At 69.7% G+C, this 12,188-nt stretch carries 15 protein-coding genes; 7 read left to right on the forward strand and 8 right to left on the reverse strand.

Features of this window, described 5'->3' with window-relative positions; all coding sequences use genetic code 11:
* Nucleotides 1–35: 35 nt before the first annotated feature.
* Nucleotides 36–347 (forward strand): ArsR/SmtB family transcription factor, encoded by a 312-nt coding sequence (locus tag ACWF7A_RS20845; RefSeq protein ID WP_452252103.1) that lies wholly within the window; start codon nucleotides 36–38, stop codon nucleotides 345–347.
* On the opposite strand, the gene ACWF7A_RS20850 is transcribed toward ACWF7A_RS20845, so the two are convergent.
* A complete protein-coding gene (locus ACWF7A_RS20850) occupies nucleotides 325–1,860 on the reverse strand; it encodes an amidohydrolase (RefSeq protein WP_452252104.1) in 1,536 nt (511 codons plus the stop codon). The genes ACWF7A_RS20845 and ACWF7A_RS20850 overlap by 23 nt on opposite strands.
* A 403-nt stretch (nucleotides 1,861–2,263) precedes the next feature.
* Here ACWF7A_RS20850 and ACWF7A_RS20855 point away from each other — a divergent pair, with 403 nt between their 5' ends.
* Nucleotides 2,264–2,914 carry an HNH endonuclease family protein gene (locus tag ACWF7A_RS20855; protein ID WP_452252105.1) on the forward strand — a complete coding sequence of 217 codons (651 nt, stop codon included), beginning with the start codon at nucleotides 2,264–2,266 and terminating at the stop codon, nucleotides 2,912–2,914.
* 193 nt (nucleotides 2,915–3,107) lie between these two features.
* Here ACWF7A_RS20855 and ACWF7A_RS20860 read toward each other — a convergent pair whose 3' ends face one another.
* Complete coding sequence (locus ACWF7A_RS20860; RefSeq protein ID WP_452252106.1) at nucleotides 3,108–3,758, reverse strand: hypothetical protein; 651 nt, start codon at nucleotides 3,756–3,758, stop codon at nucleotides 3,108–3,110.
* A 316-nt stretch (nucleotides 3,759–4,074) separates the two neighbouring features.
* Between ACWF7A_RS20860 and ACWF7A_RS20865 the strand changes: the two genes are divergently transcribed.
* A complete protein-coding gene (locus ACWF7A_RS20865) occupies nucleotides 4,075–4,332 on the forward strand; it encodes a hypothetical protein (RefSeq protein WP_452252107.1) in 258 nt (85 codons plus the stop codon).
* Here ACWF7A_RS20865 and ACWF7A_RS20870 read toward each other — a convergent pair.
* Both ACWF7A_RS20870 and ACWF7A_RS20875 read right to left on the reverse strand, forming a co-directional pair.
* Nucleotides 4,329–4,598: a DUF2277 domain-containing protein gene (locus tag ACWF7A_RS20870; protein WP_452252108.1), complete on the reverse strand. Its 270-nt coding sequence runs from the start codon at nucleotides 4,596–4,598 to the stop codon at nucleotides 4,329–4,331. The genes ACWF7A_RS20865 and ACWF7A_RS20870 overlap by 4 nt on opposite strands.
* Before the next feature lie 7 nt (nucleotides 4,599–4,605).
* Nucleotides 4,606–5,166 (reverse strand): helix-turn-helix domain-containing protein, encoded by a 561-nt coding sequence (locus ACWF7A_RS20875; protein ID WP_452252109.1) that lies wholly within the window; start codon nucleotides 5,164–5,166, stop codon nucleotides 4,606–4,608.
* A gap of 50 nt (nucleotides 5,167–5,216) precedes the next feature.
* On the opposite strand from ACWF7A_RS20875, the gene ACWF7A_RS20880 reads away from it, so the two are divergent.
* Nucleotides 5,217–6,032 carry an NAD(P)/FAD-dependent oxidoreductase gene (locus ACWF7A_RS20880; RefSeq protein WP_452252110.1) on the forward strand — a complete coding sequence of 272 codons (816 nt, stop codon included), beginning with the start codon at nucleotides 5,217–5,219 and terminating at the stop codon, nucleotides 6,030–6,032.
* Here ACWF7A_RS20880 and ACWF7A_RS20885 read toward each other — a convergent pair.
* Complete coding sequence (locus tag ACWF7A_RS20885) at nucleotides 6,013–7,725, reverse strand: sensor histidine kinase (protein ID WP_452252111.1); 1,713 nt, start codon at nucleotides 7,723–7,725, stop codon at nucleotides 6,013–6,015. The two genes, ACWF7A_RS20880 and ACWF7A_RS20885, sit on opposite strands and share 20 nt — an antisense overlap.
* Complete coding sequence (locus ACWF7A_RS20890) at nucleotides 7,722–8,387, reverse strand: response regulator (protein ID WP_452252112.1); 666 nt, start codon at nucleotides 8,385–8,387, stop codon at nucleotides 7,722–7,724. Before ACWF7A_RS20890 ends, ACWF7A_RS20885 begins: the two co-directional genes overlap by 4 nt.
* A gap of 80 nt (nucleotides 8,388–8,467) precedes the next feature.
* Between ACWF7A_RS20890 and ACWF7A_RS20895 the strand changes: the two genes are divergently transcribed.
* Complete coding sequence (locus tag ACWF7A_RS20895) at nucleotides 8,468–9,259, forward strand: DUF3152 domain-containing protein (protein WP_452252113.1); 792 nt, start codon at nucleotides 8,468–8,470, stop codon at nucleotides 9,257–9,259.
* A 52-nt stretch (nucleotides 9,260–9,311) separates the two neighbouring features.
* Nucleotides 9,312–10,217 (forward strand): LysR family transcriptional regulator, encoded by a 906-nt coding sequence (locus ACWF7A_RS20900; RefSeq protein WP_452252114.1) that lies wholly within the window; start codon nucleotides 9,312–9,314, stop codon nucleotides 10,215–10,217.
* Here ACWF7A_RS20900 and ACWF7A_RS20905 read toward each other — a convergent pair.
* Complete coding sequence (locus ACWF7A_RS20905; RefSeq protein ID WP_452252115.1) at nucleotides 10,174–10,935, reverse strand: AraC family transcriptional regulator; 762 nt, start codon at nucleotides 10,933–10,935, stop codon at nucleotides 10,174–10,176. The genes ACWF7A_RS20900 and ACWF7A_RS20905 overlap by 44 nt on opposite strands.
* A gap of 89 nt (nucleotides 10,936–11,024) precedes the next feature.
* Here ACWF7A_RS20905 and ACWF7A_RS20910 point away from each other — a divergent pair, with 89 nt between their 5' ends.
* The gene (locus tag ACWF7A_RS20910) at nucleotides 11,025–11,828 is read left to right on the forward strand and encodes an NmrA family NAD(P)-binding protein (protein ID WP_452252116.1); all 804 of its coding nucleotides are present in this window, start codon (nucleotides 11,025–11,027) and stop codon (nucleotides 11,826–11,828) included.
* Here the strand turns inward: ACWF7A_RS20910 and ACWF7A_RS20915 are convergent.
* Nucleotides 11,804–12,187, reverse strand: coding sequence for a hypothetical protein (locus tag ACWF7A_RS20915; RefSeq protein ID WP_452252117.1), 384 nt, complete (start codon nucleotides 12,185–12,187; stop codon nucleotides 11,804–11,806). The genes ACWF7A_RS20910 and ACWF7A_RS20915 overlap by 25 nt on opposite strands.
* Between the last annotated feature and the right edge of the window lies 1 nt (nucleotide 12,188).

The raw sequence follows: 12,188 nt of genomic DNA on the forward strand, positions 1-12,188 counted from the left end.
TTCTGCAACCGTCGGGTTGCAGAAGGGGTGTGCGCGTGAGTCAGGTCGATGACGTCTTGGCCGCGCTCGCCGACCCCATGCGCCGGCGGATCCTCGACCTGGTCGCGGCGAAGGGGGCCGCGTCGGCGTCCGCGCTCGCCGCCGAGCTGCCGGTGAGCCGGCAGGCCGTCGTGAAGCACCTGGCCGTGCTGGAGAAGGCGGAGCTGGTGGCGTCCGAGCGGGCCGGCCGGGAGAACAACTTCTCGGTCCGGTCCGGCGCGCTCGATGTCACCGCCACCTGGATGGCCTCGCTCGCCTCCCAGTGGGATCAGCGGCTGGCCGCCATCAAGAAGATCGCTGAGTCATGAGGGTGCCGCCGACCATCGTGGCGAGCACCGGGACGTCCGCGATCGCGTCGCTCGTGCGCGGGTCCTCGCCGAGCACGACGAGGTCCGCGAGCTTGCCCGGTGTGAGGCTGCCCAGCACGTGCTCCTTGCGGCACGCGTATGCGCCGCCGAGCGTGTAGGCGCGGATCGCCTCCTCGACGGTGACCGCCTCGTCCGGCCCGACCGGCCTGCCGCCCGACGACCTGCGCCGCACCATGAACTCGATGGCGCGCAACGGTGCCCCGTCCGCGACCGGGCGGTCCGAGCTGCCCGCGATCGTGATGCCGTGGTCGAGGAACGAGCGGCCGCGGTACATCCACGGGGCCCGGCGTTCGCCCATGATCTCGCTGTAGTCGTCGCCGTACGCGTGCAGGAACGTCGGCTGGATGACCGGGATCATGCCGAGAGCCGCGATCCGGCTCAGCTGGTCCGGGCGGACGAGCCCGCAGTGTTCGACGCGGTGGCGGGCATGGGGGCGCGGGCGTTGCCGTTGCGCCTCCTGGACCGCGTCCAACGCGAAGTCGATCGCTCGGTCGCCGATCGCGTGGATCGCGAGCTGCCAGCCGGCGTGGTGGCCGTCGACGATCGCGGCGCGCATGAGCTCCTCGGACTCGGCGAGCAGCCCCGAGCCGTCGGTGCCCTGGTAGGGCTCGGACAACGCGGCCGTGCGCGCCATCATGCCGCCGTCGGTCCACAGCTTCATGGCTCCCAGCGACAGCATGTCGTCGCCGAAACCGGTGTGCAGGCCCAGGTCGATCGCGCGAGGGACGCCGTCGAACGGTGCGGCGGCCACGTCGTGCAGAACGTGCGCGGACACCATGAGCTGCACGCGGATCGGCAGCTTCGCGCGTTGGTAGGCGGCGGCTTCGAGCGGGCTGCTGGCGATCAGGCCCGCGCCGATGCCCGCCTCCGCGCACATCGTGATGCCCTCGGACAACACCTGCCGCGCGCTCGTGTGCAGTTCGGCGGTGATCTCGTCGAGCGAGTACGGCAGCCGCAACGTGCGGGCGGCCAGCTGCTCGTTCTCGGTGAGCCAGCCGTCGCTCGTGATCTCCGGGAGCTGCTGGAGGACCTGTGAGTTCACGACGCACGCGTGGCCGGACAGGTCGGCGACGTAGACCGGCCTGCCGCCGCTGATCCGGTCGAGGTCGAGTGCCGTGAGCGGGCGGTCCATGATCCGGCGGTCGTAGCCGGACGCCTCGATCCAGCCCGTGCCGGGGGCGCCGGCGAGGCGGTCGAGGACCTGGGCGACCGTCGCCAGGCCGGTGATGTCGAGGGTGCGGCGGCCGTTCCACGCGAGGTGCGTGTGGGCGTCGATGAAACCGGGCAGCACCACGGCGCCGCCCAGATCGAGGGTCTCGGCCGCGGGCAGATCGGCGACCTGCTCGTCCAGCCCGGCGATGCGGCCCTGCCAGATGCCGATCGTGTGCGCGGCGGGGTGTGCCGAGTCCATCGTGAGGGCCCGGCAGCCCGTCAGCTTGAGATCGAGTTTCACCCGGTCATTGTCCTGCGGTCGCGAGCAGCACGAGGTCTGCGGCAGAGCTGCGTGATCAGGCCGACGTCGACCACCGGAGCAGTCGGTGTTGCGGGCGTGGTGCGCGTCACCCACGGCCGTCGTCATCTCGTGCAGGTCGTCCCGGATCGCTTTCACGCCAACGGCTTCGGTGGCCCCCCGAGCTTGCTTCGCAAGCGGTCCTGCGCGACAGGCGCCGGAGCTCAGCACGGCAAGACCCGAGGCGTTGCTGGTCAAGGAGGTTCGTACCGCCGATGACACCGAGCTGAAGGCGCACGAGCACCTCGAGAACATGGGTGGCTACCTGACCTCGCGCCCGCGGTCCCGACACGCTGATCGCGGGCCGGGTGACCGGTCCGTGATCAGCATGGTCGATCATTGGCGCATGAATCGCGCGGCGGTGACGTCACTGGTGGTCTTCGTGCTGCTCGTGGCGGTGGGCTGGTACCTCACGAATCTCCAGTCATCGCAGGAGAATCCGCCCACGACGCCCGTGCCCACCGGGTCCGCTCCGGCCGGTTCGTCCGATCTCGGCGCGTTGAAGATCGCGCCCGAGGGCAAGATGGCGGGCTACAGCCGCGACCGCTTCCCGCACTGGGCCTCGCAGGGAAACTCCTGTGACACCAGGGAGATCGTGCTGCAGAAGCAGGGCGCCGAGGTGAAGACCGACAAGGAGTGCAAGGCGGTCTCCGGCACCTGGAACAGCGTCTACGACGGCGTGGTGATCAAGGTGGCCGGTGAGGTCGACATCGACCACACCGTGCCGCTCGCCGAAGCCTGGCGGTCCGGCGCCGACAAGTGGACCGACGACGAGCGCAAGGCGTTCGCCAACGACCTCGGCGGCATCCAGCTGCTGGCGGTGACCGCGAAGTCCAACCGCTCCAAGGGCGACCAGGACCCGGCGAAGTGGAAGCCGCCGGTCGCGGCGTACGGCTGCACGTACGCGCAGCACTGGATCGCGGTGAAGATCAGCTACAAGCTGACCGTCGACCAGGCCGAGCACGACGCGCTGGCCGGGCTGCTCAAGACCTGCTAGGTCAGAACCCGGCATCCGCCGCTCCCGGAAGCCATGCGCGGCCCGGCTGTGTCGTCAGGTCTCTCTCCGGGCACGCCGCCGTGCTCCCGCCCCACGCCCTGCACCGTCGGGCGAGATCCTCGCTCTGCCGATCCCTCGTCCGGTGCCGACGACACGGCCCGACCCCCCAGGCGGGCCGCGTCGGCCTTCCCCTCTACCCGACCTGGACGGACTCGAACAGGCCGGACAGCTTCCAGTGCGTCACGTACCCCATCGCCTCCGCGGCGATCAGCACGTCGAGCTTCCCGAGGTTCGTGCGCGCGGGCATCTGGTACGCCTTGCCGCGCCGCACGTCGAGCACCATCGGGACGGCGCCGGGCAGCGTGTCCGCCACCGTGTGCTGCAGGATCCGCAGCCCGACGTTCGCCGCCTCCCTGATCAGCGGCGCCTCCTTGGTGTGCACGAGCACCGCGTACGTCGTGCCGTCCTTCTTGCGCAGCCCCAGGTGAGGCCGCACCTTCAACGTGAGCTCCCCGGCGCGGTAGGTAGCCCCCTCCACCGGCACCCCCGTCGCCTTGAACGACGCCAGCCAGGGCAGGAAGCCGTCGGCGATCTCCTCGAACGCCCGCGGCTGCCCCGTGCGGTTGGCGTTCGTGATCGCCTTCTTGAGCTCGATCTCGGGTTCGGTCGAGTTGACCGCTCGTCGCATGGCGTCGCGGATCGGGTTGTAGAACCCGCAGACCCGCGTGTCGGAGGCCAGGTACATCCCCCGCTGTTCCGACACGATGTTGATGCGTCCACGCTGACCGCTCATGACGTACTCGGTGAACGACAGTGCGGTGACGCTGACGTTGTTGTCCGGCAACGTTTTCTCCCCTCGTACCGCGAGCTTCACCTGACGTTATCGAAGGGGTCTGACAAAAACGGCACTGCTCCGAACGGCGTAACCGTCACTTTGTGTCAAACGGTCACCTGAGTGGGTGACACGCAGAGTTGCGACCTAGATCGCAATCGGTAAACGGACGGTGACGGACTGGCAACCGATCACGCGGATGACCGTTCGTCTGCCGTTCGCCGACGCTCACCGAACGCTCACCGCAAGACCAGCGGAAGTAACACTCCGTAGAAGATCAACTCGGGAGAATGGAGTTCGTCAGGAAGAATTGCGGCGAGGGAGCACGATGACGGTCAAGGCGGAGCGTTCACCCGATAGAGCGGGTGACGTGGAGGTTCCGCAGCCGCGGCAGCTGGAGAGGTGGCTCGTCCACCCCGGCAACTGGCCGCACGCGATGCAGGTGACGGTCATCCTCGTGCTGATCGCGCTGCTGCTGTGGGCCATCGCCGTGACCCTCGGGCCCGATCAGGCCTTCATCGTCGGCTCCGCGGGCATCGCGGCCAAGCTGATCTGCATCTACCTCGACACCCGCGTGCGGAGCTAACGCCCGTACCTCTCCGCGGAGCGCGCCTTCGCCTTCGCCGCCTCGACCTCGCGGTCCTTGGGCGGCGCCGTGGTCACGAGTGCGTCCAGCAGTTCCTGCGTCGCCGCCGCGACGGCCGCGACCGCCTTGTCGTACGCGGCCTGGTTCGCCGCGGACGGTTTGGCTGTCCCGCCCACCTTCCGCACGTACTGCAGCGCCGCGGCCTGCACCTCGTCGGACGTGGCGGGCGGTTCGAAGTTGTGGAGCACCCGGATGTTTCGGCACATGCCTCCACTATGACCTGTTGGGCGGCGCCGCGCGGGTGTGGATGCGTTCTCCCTGCTTGCCGAACAGGCTGAGGATCTCGGCCGGCCGTCCGTCGGCGCTGCACAGGGCGTGCGGCTGACGGCAGTCGAACTCGGCCACCTCGCCCGCGCGCAGCACGACCTCCTTGTCGCCGAGCCGCAGGCGGATCCGTCCGCTCAGCACGTAGAACCACTCGTAGCCCTCGTGCACGCGCGGTTCGTGCAGGTCAGCGTCGGAGAGGATCATCTTCCACGCCTGCAGCGGCCCGATCGACCTGGTCAGCGGGATGCCGACGCGGCCGTGGTCGAGCTCGCGCGGTTTCATCTGCACCCGCGGATCGCCCACCTCGGGCGCGCCCACCAGGTCGTCCAGCGTCACCTGGTAGGTCCGCGACAACGGCAGCAGCAGCTCCAGCGTCGGCTTGCGCTGGTCGGTCTCGAGGCGCGACAGCGTCGACTTCGAGATGCCCGTCATCTCGGACAACGCCGCCAGCGTCAGATCGTGCTCGGCCCGCAGCGCGGCGAGCCGTTGCCCCACGGTTGTTGCCATAACGGCAACTTACTTTGCCAAAACTGGACTGTCGAGCGCAGGCTCTTGGCATGACTTACGAAGTGGTGATCATTGGTGGGGGAGCGGCCGGACTGAGCGCCGCTCTGATGTTGACGAGGGCGCGCCGCAGCGTGCTCGTGGTCGATGGTGCCGAGCCGCGCAACGCCCCGGCCGCGCACATGCACAACTACCTCTCTCGCGACGGCCTCTCGCCGTTGGAGCTGCTCAAGCACGGACGGACTGAGGTCGAGGGGTACGGCGGAGAGATCGTCAACGACGAGGTCCGCGGTGTGACGAAGCTCGACGACGGGTTCGCGGTGGAGCTCGCCGGACGCACGGTGCACGCCCAGCGCCTGCTGTTCGCGACCGGTCTCGTCGACGAGGTGCCGGACCACCTGCGCGAACGCTGGGGCCGGGACGTCTTCGGCTGCCCGTACTGCCACGGCTACGAGGTCCGCGACCAGAAGCTCGTGGTGTTCGGCGAGGAGATGAAGGTCGCGCTGGTCCGGCAGTGGTCCGACGACGTCACGCACGTGCCGTCCGTCGACGCCGTCGAGGTCGAGGACGACCGGCTCGTCGCGGTGATCTCCGGCGGCGAGCGGGTGCCGGCTGATGCGCTCGTGTACTCCGCACCGGTCAAGCCGCGTGACGAGTTCCTGCTGGCGTTGGGTGCCGAAACCGCAGAGACGATGGCGGGCCCGTTCGTGCGCACGGACGACAAGGGACGCACGAGCGTGCCCGGCGTCTACGCGGCGGGCAACGTCACGGACCCGACGGCCATCGTGATCGTCGCCGCCGCCCAGGGAGCCCAGGCCGGCGCGATGATCAACGTGGACCTGCTCGGCCTCATGCCGAAGGCAGGCTGATCCGGAACGTCGACCCCTCGCCGAGGGTGCTCGTCACCGACACCGTGCCGCCGTGGGCCTCCACCAGGTGCCGCGTGATCGCGAGCCCGAGCCCGCTGCCACCGGTGCGGCGGCTGCGGGACTTGTCCGCCCGCCAGAACCGGTCGAACACGTGCGGCAGGTCCTCCGGTGCGATGCCGGTGCCCGTGTCCGCGACCTCGAGGACCGCCCTGTCCTGCCACTGGAACAGCTTGACGACGACCTCGCCGCCCGGAGGGGTGTAGCGCACGGCGTTCGCGACGAGGTTGCCGAGCGCCTGCCGCAGCCGCACCGGGTCCGCGCTGAGGTGCACCGGCGTGGTCTCGGCGCGCAGCAGGATCTCGCGGTTCTGCTGCGCGTTGACGACCTGGTCCACGACGTCGTCGAGCGCGATCGGCTCGGGGTGCAGCCGCAACGTGCCCGCGTCGGCCTGCGCGAGGTCGTGCAGGTCGTCGACGAGTCGTTGCAGCAGAAGGGACTCCTCCAGCAGCATGCCGATCAGGTGCGGGTCGGGCTCGGCCAGCCCGTCCTGCGTCGCCTCCAGCCAGCCGGTGATGTTGCCCAGCGGCGTGCGCAGCTCGTGCGCGATGTCGCTGACCATGGCCTGCCGCTGGCGTTCGGTCTCGGCGAGCTTCTCCGACATGGCGTTGAACGACTTGGCCAGCTCGCCGATCTCGCCGGCGCCACCGTCGACCCGTGCCGTGCGGTCACCTTCGGCCGTGCGCTTGGTGGCGGCGGTGAGAGCGCGGATCGGCCGCACGAGCTGCGTCGCCGTGACCCAGGACGCGAAGCCGGCGATCGCGAGGATCCCCAGCGCCACCAACGTGATCCGGGTGGCTCCGGTCGTCGACAGGTCGATCGGCTGCGGCTCGTCCCCGGTCACCTGGGTGAGGAACAGCTGCATCGGCTCGGCGACGTACGGCTTCAGTTGCTCGCGGCGCGCGATGTCCATGCAGTTCACGACGTCCGGTGGGGAGTCGCGGACCGTCAGGATCTCCCAGTCGAGCGCCACTCGGCCCGGCGGTTTGTCCACAATGGATGGATCGCCCTCCTGCGTGGCGACGCACTTCATGAACAGGGTCTGCAGTTCCTCGTAGGCGGCGGTCTCCGTGGCCGTCATCGTGTACAGCCGGTCGCCGACCGTGCAGTCCTCCCACTTCGACAGGTTGCCGGGCTGGTCGTTGGAGAGCCTCGGCCTGCCGTTCGGCGCGTCCACGATGGTGATGTAGCGGTTGCATTCGGTGAGCTGTGCCGAGTAGGCGTGCAGCAGCCGGTACTCCTCGTCGGTCAGCTTGAAAGGGCCGACCGCCCGCGGGTCGATCTTGCCGTTGACGTTCAACGGGTCGACCACCGCTCTCGGGGTGACGGGCAGCTGCGGCGAGCTCTCGGTGCCGGTGTCGACGAGCTTCTTGCCGTTGTGGTCGGCCAGTGCGATACGCCGGTTGTACTTCCGCGCGATCTCGTCGGCCGTGGGCTTCGCACCCGACCAGTCCTTGTGCGTGGCCGCGTACTCCACCAACTCGTCGACGATCGCGGCGTCCGTCTCGAGCGCCTCGCCCTGCTCCTGCCGGATCGCACCGGTCGTCGCCTGGGACGCGAGCCACGCCGTGACGGCGATCGAGCAGGCCGCGATCACCAGGGAGAACAGGAAGAACCGGACGAGGAGGCTTTTCATACGAGCTTGTATCCGATGCCGTAGACGGTGAGGAGGCGTTCCGGCCGGCGGGAGTCCTGCTCGATCTTGCGGCGCAGTTTCATCATGTGCACGTCGACCGTGCGTGCGGTGATGAACCCGTCCTCCAGCAGCTGTTCGCGCGTGAACACCCGTTGCGGCTGAGCGGCCATCTTGGCCAGCAGGCGGAACTCGGCGGGCGTGAGGCTCACCAGCTCGTCCTTGATGCGCACTTCGTGGCGGATCGGGTCGACCGTCAGATCGCCGACCTTCAGCACCGTGGCGTTCGTCTCGCGCGCACGGCCGGTGCGCCGCAGGATCGTCCGCACCCGCGCGACCATCTGCCGTGGCCGGAACGGTTTGGTGATGTAGTCGTCCGCGCCCAGGTCGAACCCGAGCAGCACGTCGTCCTCAGTGGACCGCGCGGTGAGCAGCACGATCGGCACGTCCGACTCGGACCGGACGGCGCGCATCACGTCGATGCCGTCGACCAGCGGCATCATCACGTCGAGGACCAGCAGGTCGGGGTTGCGGCGCCGCGTCTCGTCGATCGCCGCCCGCCCGTCGTGCACGACGACCACGGAATGCCCGTCGTGCTCCAGGTACCGGCGGACGAGCTCAGCCTGGTGAACGTTGTCCTCCGCGACGAGAATGTGGGCGCACACAGGTCGAAGTATGCAGTCCTTCACGACAGTCAAGCGGGACGTAAACAGGTTCTTCATCAGTTCCGGCGAGCGTTGCCGTCATGAAGGCGCACCTGGCTCTGGCGGCCGTCGGCCTGACGGCGGTTCTGCTGACGACGGCCCAGCTGGCGGGCGAGACGTCCCCGGCGGCGGCCCCGACGACCACCACGCCCTCGCTGGTGACGTCCGTCCCTTTCCCGTCCTCCTCGGTCGCACCGCCGCCGCCCCGCGTGTACACGTCCAGCTCGGACCTGCCCGACGGCCCGGAGTTCCCGGTCGCCGGAGCCGGCACGTTCCACGTCGTACCGGGAAACGGCCCGGTCGTCGGCACGGGACCGGTGCGCACCTACGCCGTCGAGGTCGAGGACGGCATCACCGTCGACGAGCAGGCGTTCGCCGCTTTCGTGGACGCCACCCTCGCCGACCCGCGCGGCTGGACCGCACGGGGCGCGCGTGCGGTGCAACGCGTCTCCGGCGCCGCATCGGTGCGGGTGCGGCTGACGTCGCAGCAGACCGCGCGGAACGTCTGCGGGTTCGAGATCCCGGTCGACGTCTCGTGCCGTGACGGCAACTTCGTGTTCCTGAGCGCCGCCCGCTGGATCCGCGGCGCCGTCGCCTTTCTGCCGGACCTGAACACCTACCGGACGTACATGGTCAACCACGAGGTCGGGCACGCGTTCGGGCAGGGCCACGCGCCTTGTGGCGTGGCCGGTGGTCCGGCGCCGGTGATGATGCAGCAGACGTTCAGCGTGTCCAACGACGAGATCGTCCGCATCACCGGCGGCGTGCCCCAGGGCGCGTTCATCCCGCAGGACGGGAAGGTGTGTGCGCCGAACGGGTGGCCGTATCCATGACCTTTCGGCTGTGCTCACTTGTGGTTGATGTCCGGCTCCATAACCTGACGGCATGGATGTGGACACGAGGCTGCTGAGATATTTCGCCGCCATCGCCGAGGAGGGCAACCTCACGCGCGCTGCGCACCGGCTCTTCGTGTCGCAACCATCGCTGACGAAGCAGCTCAAGCACCTCGAGTCACAGCTCGGCGTGCGGCTGTTCACCCGTTCCAGCACCGGGATGAGGCTGACCGAGGCGGGTCACGCCCTCGCCGCGCGCGTGCCGCCGGTGCTCGCGGGCTGGGACGCCGCGGTGGGCGAGACCCGAGGCGCCGCCCGTGTGCTGCGCGTCGGTTTCCTGGCCAGTGCGGCGAACGACGCGACGCAGGCGATCGTCACGGCGTTCGGCAGGGTGCGTCCGGGCTGGCGCGTGGACCTGCGGCAGGCCCCGTGGTCGGATCCGACGGCGGGCCTCGCCGGCGCGGAGGTGCCCGTCGCGTTGCTGCGATTACCGTTCCCGGGCGAGGAGACGTTCGGCGTGCGGACGCTGTTCAGCGAATCCCGTTGCGTGGCACTGCCTTCCGGGCACGCGCTGGCCGGCCGTTCGTCGGTCGGGTTCCGCGAGCTGTGGGACGAGCCGGTCATCGTCGCCCCGGCCCTGAAGGGCGCGTGGCGCGAGCACTGGCTGGCGTTGTCCGAAAGGGACGGTCGCGAGGTCCGCGTCGGTGCCGTGACCGAGCAGCCCGACGAGTTCCTCAGCGCGATCGCCGCGGGTTACGGCGTCGCCCTGGTCCCGGCGTCCACGTCCCACTTCTACTCGAGGCCGGACATCGTCTACGTGCCGGTGACCGGCCTGAGTCCCAGCGACGTGGCCGTGGCGTGGTTGCCGAACGCCGGCGACGCGGCCGCCGACTTCGTCCGCTGCTGTCTCGACGTCACGCGCTCGCGGCGCACCGGCTGCGGCACTCGCTCGGGCTGAACCCGTGCACGCGCTTGAACGCGGCGCTGAACCCGAACGCGTCCGCGTACCCGACCCTGCGCGCGACCGACGCCACCGTCGCCGACGACTCGGCCAGCAGGTCGGCCGCCAGCGCCATCCGCCACTCCGTCAGGTACGTCAGCGGCGGCACCCCGACCAGCTTCGCGAACCGGCTCGCCAGCGTGGTCCGCGCCACCCCGGCCTCCTTGGCGAGCAACGCGAGCGTCCAGGCGCGTTCAGGCCGTGCGTGCATGGCTTTCAGGACCGGCCCCACCACCGCGTCCGCCTGAGCGCCCAGCCACCCGTCACCGTGCTCGCGGTCGAACCACTCCTTGAGCGCGCACACCATCAACCAGTCCAACAGCCGATCCGTGACCACCCTCGGCGCGTCGGTGTCCACGGCCCCGTAGAACTCGGCGCACCCATCGGTACCCGGCGCCACCAACGCGTTGGGCAACACCGCCGTGAGCCGCCGTGCCACAGCCCCCTTGACCTCGTACGTCCCACTCACCACGGACGCCCGCCCCTGCGCCGCGACGGACTCCTGCACCACCAGGATGTCCCCGGCCCTGGCGACCTCTCCGCGCACGCTGATCTCGCCCGAAGCCACCGCGTACAGCGTCAGCCCGGGCAGCACCCGAGTCCCGTCGATCTCGGTCCGGCGCACCCCGGCACCATCCGCGCGCACCCCGCGCAGCAGTTCGTCGAACGGCTCCATGAGCCCCACGATACGGCCCGAACGATCGAACATCGTCGATGAACTCTCACCCATGTGCCTGGCGCCCCCGCGCGGCTTGGCTTGAGGACATGAGCGAAGAGATCCTCGTCCTGGGCGCCACCGGCAAGACGGGCCGCCGGGTGGTCACCACCCTCGAAGCCACAGGTGCGGTGCCGCGCAAGGCCTCCCGAGCGACCGGCTTCGACTGGAACGACCAGTCGACCTGGAAGCCGTTCCTGCACGGCGCCACCGCCGCCTACGTCATCGCCCCGGAGGACCCGTCCGCCGCGGCCCCGTTCGTGCAGGAGGCGGCAACCGCGGGCCTGCGCCGCCTGGTCCTGCTCTCGGGCAGGGGCCTCGACAAGACCCCGCCGAACGTCTTCCAGGGCATGCACGCGGCCGAAAAGGCGGTCCGCGAAGGCTCAGTCCCCTGGACCATCCTGCGCGCCAACAACTTCAACCAGAACTTCTCCGAACAGGTCTGGCAGCCCGAGATCGAGGCAGGCCGTCTCTCCCTGCCCGCAGACGACACCCCGGAACCGTTCGTGGACGTCCAGGACATCGCCGAGGTAGCCGTCCTGGCCCTCACCACCGACAACCACGAGGCCCGGACCTACGACCTGAGCGGCCCGGAAGGCGTCACCTTCACCGACGCCGTGGCCAAGATCGCCAAAGCCACCGGCCGCACCATCGAACTGGTCAAGCTCACCCCGGCCGAGTACCGCGAGGCCCTGCTGGCGCTGGGCGCCCCCGAAGAGGTGGCCACCGAACTGAACGGCATGTTCGAAGGCATGCGAGCCGGCCACCTCGCCACCCCGTCGGACGACATCGCCCGCCTGCTCGGCCGCCAGGCCAAGAGCTTCGACGCCTACGTCTCCGAAACCTGGCGCTGACGAGGCAACAACAGGTGCACGGCAAACCCAGCAGCCGTCGCCATCACCGCCTGGTAGACGACCGAGGCCTGGTACCCGCCACCCACGAGGAACGCGGCGTCCAGCCCGGTCGTCCACCAGCCGGCCAACTCCCCGAGCCCGAGCACGTGCCACCCGAAGAACCCGGCGCACCACGCACCGACGACCCACGCCGCCCGCCCGCCGCGCCTGATGAAGAGGAACGTCGACACCGCGGCCACGGCGTTGAAGGCGAGGGCGATGCCGGTCAGCGTCGCGTCCGGATTCCACACGAGACTCGCCACCGTCTGCACCACGAGCACACCGATGACCAGCCCGATGCCCAACCGCGTCTTGTCCACG

Source organism: Lentzea sp. NPDC055074, from assembly GCF_053608005.1.

Coding starts and splice junctions, on each gene's coding strand:
- ACWF7A_RS20855 (WP_452252105.1), top strand. CDS start 2,264: ATGAATCGCGCGGCGGTGACGTCACTGGTGGTCTTCGTGCTGCTCGTG.
- ACWF7A_RS20865 (WP_452252107.1), top strand. CDS start 4,075: ATGACGGTCAAGGCGGAGCGTTCACCCGATAGAGCGGGTGACGTGGAG.
- ACWF7A_RS20870 (WP_452252108.1), bottom strand. CDS start 4,598: ATGTGCCGAAACATCCGGGTGCTCCACAACTTCGAACCGCCCGCCACG.
- ACWF7A_RS20875 (WP_452252109.1), bottom strand. CDS start 5,166: ATGGCAACAACCGTGGGGCAACGGCTCGCCGCGCTGCGGGCCGAGCAC.
- ACWF7A_RS20880 (WP_452252110.1), top strand. CDS start 5,217: ATGACTTACGAAGTGGTGATCATTGGTGGGGGAGCGGCCGGACTGAGC.
- ACWF7A_RS20885 (WP_452252111.1), bottom strand. CDS start 7,725: ATGAAAAGCCTCCTCGTCCGGTTCTTCCTGTTCTCCCTGGTGATCGCG.
- ACWF7A_RS20895 (WP_452252113.1), top strand. CDS start 8,468: ATGAAGGCGCACCTGGCTCTGGCGGCCGTCGGCCTGACGGCGGTTCTG.
- ACWF7A_RS20900 (WP_452252114.1), top strand. CDS start 9,312: ATGGATGTGGACACGAGGCTGCTGAGATATTTCGCCGCCATCGCCGAG.
- ACWF7A_RS20905 (WP_452252115.1), bottom strand. CDS start 10,935: ATGGAGCCGTTCGACGAACTGCTGCGCGGGGTGCGCGCGGATGGTGCC.
- ACWF7A_RS20910 (WP_452252116.1), top strand. CDS start 11,025: ATGAGCGAAGAGATCCTCGTCCTGGGCGCCACCGGCAAGACGGGCCGC.